The organism is Deinococcus sp. YIM 134068 (genome assembly GCF_036543075.1).
GTDB lineage: Bacteria > Deinococcota > Deinococci > Deinococcales > Deinococcaceae > Deinococcus > Deinococcus lichenicola.
This window is the reverse complement of record NZ_JAZHPF010000012.1, coordinates 1-15566: the sequence shown is the minus strand read 5'-3', so window position 1 is coordinate 15566 and position 15566 is coordinate 1. Positions and strand designations below refer to the sequence as shown.

The 15566-nt window shown below is 69.2% G+C and carries 16 protein-coding genes; 9 read left to right on the top strand and 7 right to left on the bottom strand.

The genetic code is table 11. The features are described from left to right. Positions 1 to 12 precede the first annotated feature (12 nt). Entirely contained in the window at positions 13 to 447 is a 435-nt protein-coding gene (locus V3W47_RS12350) for a hypothetical protein (protein ID WP_331825521.1), read from the bottom strand. Positions 448 to 768: 321 nt separating this feature from the next. On the opposite strand from V3W47_RS12350, the gene miaB reads away from it, so the two are divergent. Beyond that, positions 769 to 2148, top strand: coding sequence for a tRNA (N6-isopentenyl adenosine(37)-C2)-methylthiotransferase MiaB (gene miaB, locus V3W47_RS12345; protein ID WP_331825520.1), 1380 nt, complete (start codon positions 769 to 771; stop codon positions 2146 to 2148). A 125-nt stretch (positions 2149 to 2273) separates the two neighbouring features. Then, positions 2274 to 2777, top strand: a complete 504-nt coding sequence (locus V3W47_RS12340) for a hypothetical protein (protein WP_331825519.1) — start codon at positions 2274 to 2276, stop codon at positions 2775 to 2777. Between the two features lie 61 nt (positions 2778 to 2838). On the opposite strand, the gene V3W47_RS12335 is transcribed toward V3W47_RS12340, so the two are convergent. Further along, positions 2839 to 4440, bottom strand: coding sequence for an ABC transporter ATP-binding protein (locus V3W47_RS12335; protein WP_331825518.1), 1602 nt, complete (start codon positions 4438 to 4440; stop codon positions 2839 to 2841). A gap of 65 nt (positions 4441 to 4505) precedes the next feature. On the opposite strand from V3W47_RS12335, the gene V3W47_RS12330 reads away from it, so the two are divergent. Both V3W47_RS12330 and V3W47_RS12325 read left to right on the top strand, forming a co-directional pair. Continuing rightward, on the top strand, positions 4506 to 5294 hold the full coding sequence (locus V3W47_RS12330) for a phosphatase PAP2 family protein (protein WP_331825517.1): 789 nt from the start codon (positions 4506 to 4508) through the stop codon (positions 5292 to 5294). Positions 5295 to 5497: 203 nt separating this feature from the next. Next, a complete protein-coding gene (locus V3W47_RS12325) occupies positions 5498 to 6934 on the top strand; it encodes a phytoene desaturase family protein (RefSeq protein WP_331825516.1) in 1437 nt (478 codons plus the stop codon). Between the two features lie 77 nt (positions 6935 to 7011). On the opposite strand, the gene V3W47_RS12320 is transcribed toward V3W47_RS12325, so the two are convergent. The 4 genes from V3W47_RS12320 to V3W47_RS12305 form a co-directional block, all read right to left on the bottom strand. Then, on the bottom strand, positions 7012 to 7281 hold the full coding sequence (locus V3W47_RS12320) for a hypothetical protein (RefSeq protein WP_331825515.1): 270 nt from the start codon (positions 7279 to 7281) through the stop codon (positions 7012 to 7014). A gap of 5 nt (positions 7282 to 7286) precedes the next feature. Continuing rightward, the gene (locus tag V3W47_RS12315) at positions 7287 to 8480 is read right to left on the bottom strand and encodes a DUF885 domain-containing protein (RefSeq protein WP_331825514.1); all 1194 of its coding nucleotides are present in this window, start codon (positions 8478 to 8480) and stop codon (positions 7287 to 7289) included. 96 nt (positions 8481 to 8576) lie between these two features. After that, the gene (locus V3W47_RS12310) at positions 8577 to 8948 is read right to left on the bottom strand and encodes a type II toxin-antitoxin system PemK/MazF family toxin (protein ID WP_331825513.1); all 372 of its coding nucleotides are present in this window, start codon (positions 8946 to 8948) and stop codon (positions 8577 to 8579) included. After that, the gene (locus V3W47_RS12305; RefSeq protein ID WP_331825512.1) at positions 8945 to 9331 is read right to left on the bottom strand and encodes a helix-turn-helix domain-containing protein; all 387 of its coding nucleotides are present in this window, start codon (positions 9329 to 9331) and stop codon (positions 8945 to 8947) included. Before V3W47_RS12305 ends, V3W47_RS12310 begins: the two co-directional genes overlap by 4 nt. Positions 9332 to 9417: 86 nt before the next feature. Between V3W47_RS12305 and V3W47_RS12300 the strand changes: the two genes are divergently transcribed. The 3 genes from V3W47_RS12300 (at position 9418) to V3W47_RS12290 (ending at position 12772) form a co-directional block, all read left to right on the top strand. Then, complete coding sequence (locus V3W47_RS12300) at positions 9418 to 10695, top strand: replication-associated recombination protein A (RefSeq protein WP_331825511.1); 1278 nt, start codon at positions 9418 to 9420, stop codon at positions 10693 to 10695. Between the two features lie 233 nt (positions 10696 to 10928). Further along, positions 10929 to 11420: a fasciclin domain-containing protein gene (locus tag V3W47_RS12295; protein WP_331825510.1), complete on the top strand. Its 492-nt coding sequence runs from the start codon at positions 10929 to 10931 to the stop codon at positions 11418 to 11420. A 161-nt stretch (positions 11421 to 11581) separates the two neighbouring features. After that, positions 11582 to 12772 (top strand): VanW family protein, encoded by a 1191-nt coding sequence (locus V3W47_RS12290; RefSeq protein WP_331825509.1) that lies wholly within the window; start codon positions 11582 to 11584, stop codon positions 12770 to 12772. A 269-nt stretch (positions 12773 to 13041) separates the two neighbouring features. Here V3W47_RS12290 and pyrF read toward each other — a convergent pair whose 3' ends face one another. After that, a complete protein-coding gene (gene pyrF / locus V3W47_RS12285) occupies positions 13042 to 13848 on the bottom strand; it encodes an orotidine-5'-phosphate decarboxylase (protein ID WP_331825508.1) in 807 nt (268 codons plus the stop codon). A gap of 100 nt (positions 13849 to 13948) precedes the next feature. Here pyrF and V3W47_RS12280 point away from each other — a divergent pair, with 100 nt between their 5' ends. Continuing rightward, positions 13949 to 14803 carry a DUF1028 domain-containing protein gene (locus tag V3W47_RS12280; protein WP_331825507.1) on the top strand — a complete coding sequence of 285 codons (855 nt, stop codon included), beginning with the start codon at positions 13949 to 13951 and terminating at the stop codon, positions 14801 to 14803. A 115-nt stretch (positions 14804 to 14918) separates the two neighbouring features. Beyond that, positions 14919 to 15452 (top strand): hypothetical protein, encoded by a 534-nt coding sequence (locus V3W47_RS12275; RefSeq protein WP_331825506.1) that lies wholly within the window; start codon positions 14919 to 14921, stop codon positions 15450 to 15452. Positions 15453 to 15566 lie beyond the last annotated feature (114 nt).

Genomic DNA, 15566 nt, shown 5'->3' with positions numbered 1-15566 from the left:
GCAGAGTGCGTCTCAGCGGCGGCTCTGCCCGTTCCAGACTGTTTTGAATTCGCCCGTCGTGAGGTTGATCGTCGGCCCCTTGCCGTCCCGGTCGCGGAGGGTGAGGTGAGGCACCCCGGCATAGGTCGCCCACCTCACCGTGTAGACGCTGGAGAGATAAAACCCGCTCAAGGCGTAGTAGAAGCGCTTCCGGTCATCCACATCGGGAACAACGGTGTTGAAGTCGTAGTTGGCAATCAACTCTCCCCGTGAACTATAGATGACGAGGGCGTTCTTGCCCTGCCCGCTTCCCGCATGGGTGTCCAGCAGGACGACGTGGCCTTGAGAACTGAGGAAAACTTTGTGAGGAAAGGCAGGGAGCCTGCTCTTCCACAGGGTCTTGAGTTGTCCGCCTGGCAGGAGTTGGACGAGTTCACCGCGTCCCTCAAACGTAACCGCGCGGTTCACAGTCACTCTGAGCGGGATGATCTTGAACCTGTAGGGGCTGTCCTCCGAGCCGATCAACCGAGGTTGAGGCGGCCCCAGGTGGTCGCCTGAGCGACGGCGAGCAGAGACACCAACGACAGGGCCAGGAGACGCATGAACCACGGTAGGGGGCGACCGCTGATTCTGTCCTGACTCCCTTTGAGGACCCTTCCTACTACACCCCGAGCCTCCGCGCTAAACTTTCCAACGTTCGCGGGTGAGGGCTTCAGGCCTCCTCGCGGGAGAAGAGGCCCCGGAATCCCTCCGTCAGGCCCAGGAGGCGCAGAACATGAAGGTACAGCCATGAAGGCACACCTGATCACCTACGGGTGTCAGATGAACGAATACGACACGCACCTCGTCGAGTCGCAACTTGTCAGCTTCGGCGCTGATCTGGTCGGCAGCGTGGACGAGGCCGACTTCGTGCTCGTGAACACCTGCGCGGTGCGCGGCAAGCCGGTGGACAAGGTGCGGAGCCTGCTCGGCGAGTTGCGCAAGCAAAAGCAGCAGCGCCCCCTCGTCGTCGGGATGATGGGCTGCCTCGCCCAGCTTGAGGAGGGCCAGCAGATCGCCCGCAAGTTCGAGGTGGACGTGCTGCTCGGCCCCGGCAGCCTCCTCGACATCGGCAAGGCGCTGGAGGGGAGCGAGCGGTTCTGGGGCCTCCAGTTCAAGGACGAGCTGCACGACCACATCCCGCCGCCGCCCGCCGGGAAGCTGCAAGCGCACCTCACGATCATGCGCGGCTGCGACCACCACTGCACCTACTGCATCGTGCCCACCACGCGCGGGCCGCAGGTGAGCCGTCACCCCGACGCCATCCTGCGCGAGCTGGACATGCAGCTCGAAGCGGGGGTGCAGGAGGTCACGCTCCTCGGGCAGAACGTGAACGCCTACGGGGTGGACCAGGGGGCGAGGCTGGCCGGATACCCCAGTTTCGCCGACCTGCTGCGAATGGTCGGACGTTCCGGCGTGCGGCGCGTCAAGTTCACCACGAGCCACCCCATGAACTTCACGGAGGACGTGGCCGCCGCGATGGCCGAGACGCCCGCCGTATGCGAGTTCGTGCATCTGCCCGTCCAGAGTGGCTCCAGCCGGGTGCTGCGCCGCATGGCCCGCGAGTACACGCGCGAGAAGTACCTCGGGCACATCGCCGAGATCAAGCGGCACCTGCCGAACGTCGTGCTGGCGACCGACATCATCGTGGGCTTCCCCGGCGAGACCGAGGAGGACTTCGGGGAGACCCTGAGCCTCTACGACGAGGTGGGCTACGACAGCGCGTACATGTTCATCTACTCGCCGCGCCCCGGCACGCCGAGTTACAGGCACTTTCAGGACCTGCCGCGCGAGGTGAAGACCGAACGCCTCCAACGCCTGATCGTCAAGCAGAAGGAGTGGAGTGCGCGCAAGAACGCGGGGAAGGTGGGCACCCTTCAGGAAGTGCTGCTGCGCGGCAACGCCCACGACGCCGGATTTTTGGAGGGCCACACGCGCGGCAACCACCCGACCGTCGTCCCCAAAGCTCTAGGAGTGACGGGCGCGGGTATCCACCGGGTCCGCATCGAGCACGCCACGCCGCACATGCTGTACGGGAAGTTGGTGGACGAGCGGGGCCAAGACCTGCCCGAATTACCCCGCTTCAACCCGGAAGCGGCGGCGCTGAGCAGTCCGTTGCAGATGGTGTAAGGCGCGTAGGGAAAGCAGGAGGCAGGGGTGTGTTTCTCCCCGCCTCCCGCTGTATTTGTGTTCCCCTCACGAACGCTCAAGGTCCCATCACGCCGGGGTCAGTTTGAACAGCCACAGTGAGGCTTATGAACAAACTGCTGTTGGGAGCGGTCGGCCTGAGCGCGGTGCTGGCGAGTTGCGGTGGGGTGTCGGTGGACGACACGCGGGGCATCCGCAGCGAGTACCAGCTCGCCACTGATGTCAGGGACCAGAGCACGGGCGCTACCCTGAGCGCGGGCACCTACGTCATCTGCGACAACACGAACACAGACGTGGAACTCAACGTGAGCTGGCTGGCGGGCACCCAGGCGATCAATCTGGTGGCCTCCGGGCAGTATTACGGGGAGGGCCGGTCGCTCGCCACCTACGACGTGAGCGGCACGCCGGGCGGCAACGCGGCCCTGCTCTTCACCATCGGGGCGTACACGGCACCCCTCAAGGTCAAGCCCCAGGCGATCATCGTCACGCCCGTGACCAACGTGGACATCAAGGGTTACACGCGCCTCGGGGTTCGCACGGTGGATAGCCAGGGGAACGCGGGCACCGTCCAATACTCCTCCTACGTCTTCCCGGTCGTGGACTGCATCTAACCCCTAACAGTCGAAGGGGCCGCCCCACCCGCGAGGCGGCCCCCCTCCTTTTCCCCCTTCCTCAGCGTTCGCCCTCGGCCTGAGACACGCTCACCGCGCCGCTGCGCCCGCTCGCACCGCCGCTGCCCGTCATCAGCAGGCCGAGTTGCGTCTCGGTGGCGCTCCTCGCCTCGACCTCGCCGACGACCTTTCCCTCGTACATGACGAGGATGCGGTCGGCGAGGTTCATCACTTCCCCGAGGTCGGCGCTGATCAGGAGGACGGCGAGGCCCTGATCGCGGGCATCGACGATCTGGCGGTGGATGAACTCGATGGCCCCGATGTCCACCCCGCGCGTGGGCTGCGAGGCGACCAGAATCTTCGGCCCCTTCCTCATCTCACGCGCCACGATGAGCTTCTGCGCGTTGCCGCCGGAGTAGCGGCCCGCCTGGAGGCTGGCGCTGCGGGGGCGCACGTCGTACTGCTCGCTGAGTTTGCGGGCGTTCTGGGCGATCACGTCGAGCTTGAGAAAGCCCAGCGGCCCGGCGAAGGGGGGGCGGTCATGCTCCCCGAGGATGTAGTTCTCGGCGGTCGTCATATCCAGCACCAGCCCGCGCTCGTTGCGGTCCTCCGGGATATGGGAGAGGCCGGACGCCTCGACCTCACGCACGCCCCGCGCCTGTTTGCCGAGGTAGGTGATCTCCCCGCCGCTGATCGGCGTCAGGCCCGTGATCGCCTCCACGAGTTCGCTCTGGCCGTTGCCCTCCACGCCCGCGATGCCGACGATCTCGCCCGCGCGGACCTGGAAGGACACACCGTCCACCGCGTTGCCGTGCTCGCCCTTCACGGTCACGCCGCGCACGTCGAGGGCGACCTCCCCCGGCTGGGCGGGCGTCTTCTGCACCTTGAGGCTCACGTCGCGTCCGACCATCATCTTGGCGAGCGTTTCGGTGGTCGCGCCCTGGGAGGGAATGGTGCCGATCATCTTGCCGTCGCGGATGACGCTGATCGTGTCGCTGATGTGCAGGACCTCGTGCAGCTTGTGGCTGATGAAGATGACGGCGTTGCCGCTCGCGGCGTACTGGTTTTTCAGGAAGTCGAACAGCTCGTCGGTCTCCGAGGGCGTCAGCACGGCGGTCGGCTCGTCCAGAATCAGGATACGCGCGCCCCGGTAGAGCGTCTTGAGGATTTCCACCTTCTGCTGGAGGCCCACGGGGAGGTCGCCCACGAGCGCGTCCGGCCCGAGGTCGAAGTTGAACTGCTTGATGAGTTCGGCCACCCGCCGCCGCGCCGCCGCGTAGTTGATGGAGGTGCCCGCCGTCGGCTCGGCCCCCAGGATCACGTTTTCCGTGACGGTCAAGGTGTCCACGAGCATGAAGTGCTGGAACACCATGCCGATGCCGCGCGCGATGGCCTGCGCCGGGTCGGTGAAATTCACGACCTCGCCGTCCACCACGATCTCGCCGGAGGTCGGCGGCTGGGCACCGTAGACGATCTTCATCAGGGTGCTCTTGCCCGCGCCGTTCTCCCCGCACAGGGCATGGACGCTGCCCCACCGCACCGCCATCGAGATGTCGTCGTTGGCGAGGACGAGCGGGAAACGTTTGGTGATGCCGCGCAACTCCAGCGCGTGTTCGGCGTTGTGCCGCACCTCGCGCCTCACGTCGGGGGTCTGGACGGTCATGCCCCCCAGTGTAGACGCCGGACCTCCCCGCACCGTTAAACGAAATCCTTGTCACACTACATGTCATGGAGTCCTTCTGGTTGCTCGTCACCAACCTGGGCCGCGACGAGGTGTTCATCGTGGCCCTCGCGCTGTATATGTGGCTCGTCCGCCCGCGCGGGGGGCGGGACCTGGGGGTGGCCTTCGCCCTGTCCTACGTGGTCAACACGGCGCTGAAGTTCGGGCTGGACCTGCCGCGCCCCTTCACGAACGACCCCGGCGCGGCGAGCGAGGCGGCGCGGGCGACGGCGGGCGGTCCCGGCCTGCCCAGCGGCCACGCGCAGATGGCGGCAACCTTGTGGGGCGGGATCGCGGCGCAGATCGGGAGAAGGGGGGTGTGGATCGGCTCCCTGCTTCTGATCGCCCTGATCTCGGCTTCCCGGCTGGTCCTGAACGTCCACTTCCCCAGCGACGTGATCGTGGGCCTGCTGCTCGGGGCGGCCTTCGCGGGGCTGGCGGCGCGGGGTCACTTCCCGCAGGAGGGGGCAATGCGCTGGCTCATTCCCGCCGTCGTCCTGCTGCTCGCGGCGTTCCTGCCGACGGGCACCCCACGCGAGTACGGCGCGGCGCTGGGGATGCTCGCCGGGTTCTGGTTCGCGCGGCCCACCTTCCGGCCCCCAGGTGATGTGACGGGCCGTCTCATCGTCGCCCTCGTCGGCCTGCTCGTCGTCTTCGCCGTGTACTTCGGGTTGAGCGCCCTGCCGCAGGAGGTCCGAGACCTCGGCCTCGTGCGGGCGCTGCGGTATGCGCTGCTCGTGGTCGTGGCGGTGGAGGGGGTGCCCCGCCTGCTGCGGCGCTGGCTGCCGGAGGGGTAGACGGACTCAAGGGGGTCTCCTGCGGACGTGAGCGCTGAGGGGAAGGTCAAAGGCAGAAGGCCGAGGCTCTTGTCGTTGGCCTTCTGCTTTCTGCCCTCTGCGGCGTTCGCGGGAGGTCTCATGTTCGACACCTCGCCCGGCAGACGAACAGAACGCCCCGTTCACCGCTTTCTCTCCCCGCGTCTTCCCCTTACCCTCTCCCCATGACCCCTTCCCCCACGTTGGATGCCGTCGTCGTCGGGGCGGGGCCGAACGGACTGGCGGCGGCGGTCACGCTCGCGCGGGCGGGGCTGCGGGTGCGGGTGTTGGAGCGGCACGCGGGACTCGGCGGCGGGCTGAGCAGCGCCCCCCTCACCCTGCCGGGCTTCGTGCATGACGTGGGCAGCGCGATTCACCCGCTGGGCTTCGCGTCGCCCGCCTTCCGAGAGTGGCCGCTCCACGCCTTCGGGCTGGAGTGGGTATGGCCGGACGCGCCCTACGCCCACGTCATGCCGGACGGAACGGGCGTGGTCGTGGAGCGCGATTTGGAGCGGACGGCGGAGGGCTTTGGAAGGGACGGGTGGGCGTGGCGGGCGCTGTTCGAACCGCTGGTCATGAATTGGGAGAACCTGCTGGACGACGTGCTGCGGCCTCTCCCCCGGCTGCCCCGGCATCCCCTCACGCTGGCCCGCTTCGGGGTGCGGGGCGTGCCCCCGGCAGCGTTGACGGCGCGGCTGCTGCGGACCCCGGAGGCGCGGGCGGCGTGGGCGGGCCTCGCGGCACACGCGAACCTACCCCTCTCCACACCGGGCACGGGCGCGGCGGCGCTGGTCCTCGGGACGTTGGCACACGCGGTCGGCTGGCCCTTTCCGCGTGGTGGGGCACAGAGTCTCACGGACGCCCTCGCCGCCTACCTCCACTTCCTCGGCGGGGAGATTGAGACGGGGGTGGAGGTGCGTTCCATGCGGGACGTGCCGCCTGCCCGCGCGGTCCTTGTGGATTCCAGTCCCGGCGTGCTGCTTGACTTACTGGGAGATCGAGTTTCCCCCTCCTACCGCGCCTGGACACACCGCTACCGCTATGGCCCCGGCCTCCTCAAGCTGGATTACGCGCTGAGCGGCCCCGTTCCGTGGCGTGACCCGGCCCTCGCGCGGGCGGGCACCCTGCATCTGGGCGGCACGCTGGAGGACATCGCCCGCGCCGAGGCGAGCGTGGCGCGCGGCGTGGCCCCGGAGCGGCCCTACGTCCTCGCCGCGCAGCACACCCTCTTCGACCCGACCCGCGCTCCCGCCGGGCATCACACCTTCTGGGCCTACGCCCACACGCCGCCGGGCACGCCCGACACCTACGCCGACTCCATCGAGGCGCAGATCGAGCGGGCCGCCCCCGGCTTCCGGGACCTCGTGCTGGCGAGGGGGACGACGAATGCACGGCAACTGGAGGCGTTCAGCCCGGTCTACCGGGGCGGCGACGTGAACGGCGGGCGGGGCGACCTGTGGGGCCTGCTCGCCCGCCCGCTGCCCTCCGCGACGCCCTACCGCACCCCCGCGCCCGGCGTGTACCTGTGCTCCAGCTCCACGCCCCCCGGCGGAGGCATCCACGGGATGAGCGGGTGCTGGGCGGCTAGGGCGGCACTCTCGGACGTGTTCGGGAAGCGGTAAGTGGTGAGTGGTCAGTTGTCAGTAGAAAAAGACCGGGTTCTTCCCATTCACCACGGACCACTTCCCACTCACCTCGTTCAGTCCCCCACGAAGACCTCGCGCTCGTACTCTCCGGGCGAACGGGCGGGCGGCAGGCCCTCCCCCACCCGGTCGTGAAGACGCTTGAGGACCGTCGCCACGCTCGGCCCCTCGCCGTACATCCGCACGGCGTCGTCGGTCAGGAGGAGTTCGAAGCCGCGCCCCTCCGGCCCCGTCACGCGGAAGACGCGCCCCTGCGGTTCGCCGAGGACGCTGACTTCCACCCCTTCGGGAAAGCCCGCCTGCTCGATCTGTGCCCGGAAGTCCATGCCACTCAGCTTCCCACCCCGGCGCGGAGTTGGCCGGGCGTGACGGGTTCGGTGAGCAAGCGCGCGAAGCCCGGCGTGCCCCCCTGCTCCAGCACGCCCCGCACGAGGTCGCCGCCCACGCTGTACGTGAAGATGTACGCCCGGAAGGTCGGCTGCGAGATGAAGCGCAGGCTCTGGCGGGCGCGGGCCTCGCTCGCCGGGCCGTAGTGGCGCAGGAAGTCGAGGACCTCGGCCTCGGTCGCCCCGTCCGCGTGCAGCATCAGGGCGGCGGTGGCGCTGACGCCCTTCAGCCCCTCGCGGGCGCGGTTCACCTGCAAGAAGGCGCGCACGTCGTCGGGGTCCAGCCCCGCCACCCCCGCGAGGTCGCCCGTCAGCCACGCCTCCACCTCCTCGCGCTCCATGACGGCGCGCAGGGCGTTCGTGGCGATGCCCTCGCTGACCACGCATTCGGGCGCGTTGATGAGTTGGACGGAGTGTTCCCGCCAGCCGCGCTCCCGCACGAGCCGCTGTTCCTTCGTCGCGTGTTCGGTGTGGTGGCCGGGGTAGCCCTCGTGGGCGAGCAGGTCGGGCAGGTTGGGGAGGAGCGTGGGCAGATCGGTGTTCAGATCAATGCGGCTTTGCAGGTTGCCGAGCGGCCAGTTGTACCCGCCCCACGGCTTGTCGCTGACGAGACCGATGGTGAAGTTCTCGCCGTCCGGCAGGCCGAAGCGGTCGCGCGTCCGCTCGCGGAGGTGGGCCAGGATCGGTTCGGCCACCCGCAGAATGTCGTCCCTCGGCACGACGACCCGTGCGCGCAACGCCTCCTCGCGCTCCTCCAGGGTGCCCGTCCCCGGCAACGCCGCGTCCAGCGACGCGAGGGCCGCGTCGAGGTCGGCCACGTTCGCCCGCTCTGGCTCAATGTCGAACAGGCCGCGCACCTCGTCCTCGTAGGGCAGCGCCTCGCCCGCGACTATCCGCGTCAGGGTGTCCATCGCCCGCGCCTGCACGGTGAGGAAGGTTTGGCGCGCGTCGTCCTCCACGGCCTCCACTTCCCCGAGCAGGGCTTGTGCCTCGGCGCGCAGCTCGGCGGGGTCGCGCCTCGCCCGGTCAGCCCACTCCGGCGGACCACCGTAACCGTCTACGAAGCCCTCCACGTGGGCGTCAATGGCGTGGGCGAGGCGGACGTAGCGTTCGGCGGGGTCGGGCGCGGTCGGGGTCATGGGGGGAGGATAGGGGAAGACCGGACCCCGCTGGTCGTTCCCCCAGGTCCTTCGCGTGGACTCGGGACGGTCGGGTGTATACCAGCGAATCTTGCTCTACAAGCCGAACACGAGTCGCACCGCCGCATGAATGGGGGCGTACTCCTCTGGCGTGAGCGCGCCCAGGTAACGGGCCACCCGCGAGGCGTCGAGCGCCCGCGTCTGATCGATCAACACCACGCTGGGCACCCGCAGTCCACCTGACCCCGCACTCAGCACGGGATAGAGGTCCGGGGCCGCCACCCAGGACTGCTCCCTGAAGGTGGTGACGGGGGCCAGCATCAGCACCGGGAAGCGGGGACGCCCCGCGTTGGTGGGCAACCCGACCAGCACGGCGGGGCGCGGCCCTTCCTGCTCGTGGCCGCCGGGGTCATGCTCCGGGAAGTCCGCCACGAAGACCGCTCCCAGCGTGAGAGCGGGGGCCGTCACTCCCCACCGATCAGGAGTTCACCGTCCGGCCCCACCCACACCGGCTCGCCCAGCGTGTAGGGATCGGCCTCGCCCCAGTCGTACGGCCCGAACTCGCCCAGCCGGGAGGCGTCCCCGCCCAGCCACGCCCGCGCCTCCCGGTCAGGCCCCGGCACCGTGACCACCGTCAGCAGGTCGGCTGGGGTGACTTCACGTCCGGTCAACTCCTCCAGCGTGGTGATCACCGCTCCCAGCGTGCCCAGGTCCACCCGCACCGCATTTCCCCGTGCCAGCGCGTATACGGTGCCACGGCTGACCCGCCCGCGCGACGCCTGGGCCAGCCGGTACGCGGTCAACCCGTTCGCGTCCAGGTAGTGTTTCAGGGTGAATTTGACGGCCCGCATAGTGCCGACATCCTAGCAGTAGGGGCAGCTCGGCAAGGGCACAGGGTCAACTCACGCCGACGCCCCGCCCCGCTACACTCGCCCCCGTGACACTCTTCGACCCGCCCGCCCCCCTCGCCGAGCGGCTCCGCCCGCGCACGCTGGCCGAGATCGTGGGGCAGACGCACCTGCTGGGGCCGGGCCGCCCGCTGACCCGGCTGCTCGCATCGGGGCGGCTGGGGTCACTCATCCTGTGGGGGCCGCCGGGCGTGGGTAAGACGACCCTGGCGCGCCTGATCGCGGGCGAGGTCGGGGCGCACTTCATCCCCCTCTCGGCGGTGACGGCGGGCGTGAAGGACGTGCGCGAGGCGGTCGCCGAGGCCGAGCGGTTGCGGGGCCGGGGCCAGCGCACGGTCCTCTTCCTCGACGAGATTCACCGCTTCAACAAGGCGCAGCAGGACGCGCTGCTGCCCCACGTCGAATCCGGCCTCCTCACCCTGATCGGCGCGACGACCGAGAACCCCGGCTTCGAGGTCAACCCGGCGCTCCGGTCGCGGGCGCGGACGCTCGTGCTGGAGGCACTGACGCGGGAGGACCTGCGCGGCCTGCTCGACCGGGCGCTGACCGACCCGCGCGGGCTGCCGGGCGTGACCGCCGAGCCGGGGGCACTCGACCTGATCGCCCGGCTCGCCGACGGGGACGCGCGGCGGGCGCTGGGCACGCTGGAGATTGCCGCCACCCTCGCCGACCCGGTGACGGAAGAGGCCGTGACGGAGGCGTTCGGGCGTCACCTCCCCGCAATGGACAAGGGCGGCGAGGACTTCTACAACCTGACCTCCGCCCTGCATAAGAGCGTGCGCGGCTCGCACGTGGACGCCTCGCTGTACTGGCTCGCCCGGCTGCTGGAGGGCGGCGCGGACCCCCTGTACGTCGCCCGCCGGGTGGTCCGCATGGCCGCCGAGGACATCGGGCTGGCCGACCCGCAGGCGCTGCGGCTGTGCATCGCCGCACGGGATACGGTGGAGTTTCTGGGCCACCCGGAGGGCGACCTCGCGCTCGCGCAGGCGGTCGTGTACCTCGCCCTGGCCCCCAAGAGCAACAGCGTCTATACCGCTTGGAAGAAGGTGTTGGACGCCGTGCGCGAGGGCGAGACGCTCCCCGTGCCCCTCCACCTCCGCAACGCGCCCACCGCCCTGATGCGCTCGCAGGGGTACGGGCAGAGCTACGCCTATTACTTCGATGATCCGGAGGGCAGCTTCCGCCAGAACTACCTGCCGGGCGGCGTGCGGCTGGACCTCTACGCCCCGACGGGCGAGGGCTGGGAGGCGCGGATCGCCGAGCGGTGGCGCAAGTTGCGGGAGGCGCACGGGGAAGACGAACCTTGAAAATGAAAGCACTTTGAAAGGAAGAGGGCAGGCTCTTAAGTTCACGTGATTCCTTGTGCTGACTCGACAATGACTGTACGGCGGCATACGCATCCTGACTACGCCGCCACTTAAGCTCCCAATCAGCACAGAAGAGGTTGTGTTCCCGGTGTCACCGGGCCGAGTCGGCTCTGTGACAGACGGCTGTTTTGAGCGCAGGATCGTTTCTTTCGTCCCCGAGCAAGGAGGACCGTATGAGAAAGCAGATCATGGCCGTGAGTGCCGCCCTACTCCTCACCTCGCCCGCCGTGGCAGGAGGCGGGGCAGGCGTGCCCACCGGGAACACCATCGCGGCGGCGGTGGCGAACAACCCCGACTTCAGCACCCTGCTCTCGGCGGTGCAGGCGGCGGGACTGACGCAGACGCTCTCCGGGCCGGGACCGTTCACGGTCTTCGCGCCGACGAACGCGGCCTTTGCCAAAGTGCCCGCCGACCAGCTTCAGGCCCTCCTGAACAACCCGGCGCAGCTCCGGGCCGTGCTGCTCTACCACGTCGTGCCGGGGCGTGTCACGTCCACGCAGGTCGCCGGGCTGACGAGCGCCACCACGGCGCAGGGCGGCAGCCTGACGGTCAGCGCCAGCGGCGGCACGGTGCAGATCAACGACGCGACCGTGACCCAGGCCGACCTCGCAGCGAGTAACGGCATCATCCACGTCATCGACACGGTGCTGCTGCCGCCGAGCTGAGGCGAGACGTTCGGGACCAGAGGGGGAAACGGGCGCACGTCCTGTTCCCCCTTTCCGACGTTGAGGCGCATACTTTCTGACATCACCGTTCCACCGTAGAGGAGGTGTCCCCTATCGCCAGAACTGCCAGCCAGAACAGGCCGCCTAGACTCGGCGCAGGGGTGCGTCTGCTCCTCCTCGCCGGGGTGGCGGGTGCCGTGGGGTCCACGAGCCTCGCGCCGCCGCTGGGGCGTCCGGTGCGTCCGGCACCCCCGCTGAAGCTCACGCTGCGGGTCGTCGCGCCGGAGCCGGAGTTGCGGGCAGGGAGGGTGGAGCGGGTGGAGGTGCGGCGGGAGTACGCGCTCATCCTCCGCCCGGAGCAGGTGCGGCAGGTTCGGGAGGGGCGGTCGGTCGCACCCCTCAAGACCGCGCTGGAATCTGTTTATAAGCAAATTGACGCCCGGCAGCCACTCAACGCCGTCTTCCGCGACGAGGACGGCGGGTGGACGGCGCGGGGGCAGACGGGCTGGACGGTGCGGCGGGCCGAGTCGGAACGCGCCTTACTGGCCGCATTGCTGGAACGGCGGGAGACGGTGGACCTGCCCGTGGGCCTGACCGCCCCGGCCCAGAGCGTGCGGACGCTGCTGGAGCAGGGGGTCGTGGCGCACCGGGCGGCGGGGGAATCGAGCTTCACGGGCAGCCCCAGTTTCCGCGTCCACAACATCCGCGTGGGCGGCGAGAAGCTGCACGGGCACCTGCTGGAGCCGGACGAGGTGTTCGACTTCAACCGGATGGTGGGGACCATCAGCGCCGCGCAGGGCTTCGTTCCCGGCTACGTCATCGCGGGCGACACACTCAACATGGAGGACGGCGGCGGCATCTGCCAGGTCAGCACCACCGTCTTCCGGGCGGCGTACCAGGCGGGATTGCCCATCGTGGAGCGGCACGCGCACTCGCACAGCGTCGCCTACTACGACCCGCCCGGCTTCGAGGCGACGGTGTACGCCCCCGCCCTCAACCTGCGCTTCCGCAACGACACGGGGGTGCCTTTGCTGATGCAGGTGTCTTGGGACCTGAAGCGGGAGACGTTGCGGGTGGACCTCTTCGGCGCACCCCCCGACCGTCAGGTCAGCGTGTCGGCCCCCGTGGTCCGGGACCGGCGGCTGGCCCCTCCGCCCCGCTTCCTGGCCGCGCCCGACCTTCAGCCCAGCGAGACGAAACGGGTGGACATGCCCGCCTCCGGGATGCGGGTGACGATCACACGGCAGGTGAGGATGAACAGCGGCCCCACCCGCACCGACTACACCCGCAGCACCTACCGACCGTGGGGGGGCGTCTTCGCGGTCCACCCGGAGGACGAGCGGCTGGAGTAGAGGACGCCTGAGTGTGTTGGGCCGCCTGGGGCGTCCACCCCCCACCCGGCCTCCCCCATAAACGCCTGATGTGCAAGAGAAAGCCAGCGTGCCAGAAGTGCTTTTTGCTCCCTCTCCCCTTGCGGGAGAGGGGTGACGAGCAACGCTCGTCCTCTTACCGGACGGCAAAAATGCCCCCGCTGCCCGATTCGCAATGCGTATCAGGCGTCAGAAGGGCGAGGAGCAAAACACAGAGGTTGTGCGTCAAGCAGAGGCTCGTAGACCACCACTTACCCCAGCGCCCCGTTCAGCTCATCCCGCAACCGCCGCGCCGCCTCCCGACTCGCCCCCACGTCCAGCCCGTCCGCATACTGAACCGCCCGGCTCGCGCTCGCCAGCGCCCCCATGCCTCCCGCGTGGAAGGCGGGGGCGAGGTCGGCGGCGGCGGCTCCCTGCGCGCCCAGGCCGGGCAGCAGCAGCAGCGCGCGGGGCATCAGGGCGCGGAAGGTGGCGAGGTCGCGCGGGTGGGTGGCCCCGACCACCGCGCCGATGCTCGCGTACTCGCCCTCCTCCCCGGCCCCCAGCCGGGCGACCTCCACCGCCACCCGCTCGCTGACGCCCTGCCCCTGAAGGTCCGCCTGATCGGGATTGCTCGTCTTCACGAGGACGAAGACGCCGCCGCCGTTCGCGCGGGCCGCCTCCACGAAGGGCGTGAGCGTGCCGAAGCCGAGGAAGGGATTGACCGTCAGCGCGTCGCCCGCGTGCGTGCCCGTCAGCCAGCCCCGCGCGTAGGCCTCTGCCGTCGAGCCGATGTCCCCGCGCTTGCCGTCGAGGATGACGGGCAGCCCCAGCGTGCGCGCCGCCGCGCAGACCTCCTCTAACAACGTGAAACCGGGCAGCCCCAGCGCCTCGAAGAAGGCGAGTTGCGGCTTCACGCACGCGGCGAGGGGCGCGGTCGCCTCCAGCACGTCCAGCGTATGCGCCCGCAGGTGCGCCACGTCGCGGTAAGCGTCCGCGCGCGGGTCCAGCCCCACACACAGCCGGGTCTGGAGACGGCGCGTGCGCTCGGTGACGGCGGCGGGGAAGGTGGAGGGCATCGGGGCCGAGGCTAACATGGGAGCCGTCAGCGGTCAGCTTTCAGCGATCAGCAAAACGCCTTCTGACGGCTGACCGCTGAGAGCTGATAGCTTCCCCTCCATGACCTTTTCCATCGTGGGCCGCGACCCGGCCACCGGAGACCTCGGCGTGGCGGTGGCGAGCAAGTTCCTGGCGGTCGGGGCGCTCGTCCCCTTCGCGCGCTCGGGTGTGGGCGCGGTGGCAACCCAGAGTTACGTCAACCCCAACTTCGGGCCGGACGGCCTGCGCCTGCTGGCTGAGGGGCTGGGGCCGGAGGAGGTCTCGGCACAGTTTCAGGCGGAGGACGCGACCATTCACCAACGGCAGTTCGGGATCGTGGGCGCGGACGGGCGGAGCGTGACCTACAGCGGCGCGGTCTGTCACGCCTGGGCGGGCGGCTTCGCGGGGCCGGACGTGGCGATTCAGGGCAACATCCTGACCGGGCCGGAGGTCGTGGACGCGGTGCTGGGCGCGTGGGAGGCGGGCACGGGGCGGCCTCTCCCCCACCGCCTGCTCGGGGCGCTTCGGGCGGGCGACGCGGCGGGCGGCGACCGGCGGGGGCGGCAGTCGGCGGCGCTGCTGTGTGTCGGGCCGGGGCGCGGCTACGGCGGCCTCACCGACGACTGGGTGAACCTCCGCGCCGACGACCACGCCGACCCCTGCGCCGAGGCGGAGCGCCTGCTCGGCATTCACGACCTCCTCTTCGGACGCCCGGAGACGACCGAGGAACTGGACGAGGACGGACGGCGCTGGCTGCGCGCCCTCCTCATCCGGCAGGACTACGCCTCGTCCCTTCCCGGCGGCGAGTGGGACCCCGAGAGCGAGGCCGCCGCCTGGGCGCTGTTCGGCACCGAGAACCTGGAGGAACGCTGGGTGCCGGGGGGAAGGTTCGACCCGGTGGCGTTGGCGTATCTGCGGGAACGCTTCGGGGAGTAGGGCTGTGGCTCGTCGCTCGTGAGCTGTGGAGGATCAGTCAGAGGTGCGTGACCCGGCAAAGGTTGTCGTCCGGTGCTGACATTGACAGCCACAGCGGTTACCTATACTTGCGGTGATGCCGCAACAGCCTCAGCAATTGATTGACGCCTTCCTGGAGCAGTACTTCGCGAGCACAGCTATCACCGGTCTGTCCCCAGATGAACAGGACCTGATCGATGAATGCATGGGCATCATTCGTACACGATTCAAGCGCCAGAAGTACATCATCGGTCTGGTGATCGACCTTGCCGTGGTGGCTCAGCAACTGGCAGGTCATGATGCTCCCGCCCGTTCGTTTCGTCCCACGCTGGAATTCACCGACCTGACGCGGCAATACAGTATCGTTCGTGAGCGCAACGGTCGAGCGGCCAACACCTTGACCCTGCAATATGCTGGATACAGCTTCGGTATCAGGAAGATTGAGGAACAGGTGCTGCGCCTCTTCAACGAACTTGGGCGACCTTCCTACCCAGCGGCCTACGTTTACAACACGGGCATGTGGCACAAGCCGGAGAACGAGCGCCCCCTGGTGATCGCCTTCAGGCTCTCGGAGCAGGGCCGCCTGCGGCTTTGCCGTGAGGTGATCCAGTTTGGTCTGCTGACGGCCTGACAGATTTTATGAGGGCGAACGAAAAACGAGCTGCCAGCCGACTTCGAGCGTTGTTTGTAGTACAGTATGAGGGCGTTTTCGTCCGCTCAGTGGCTCAGGGTCAGGCTTACCCTG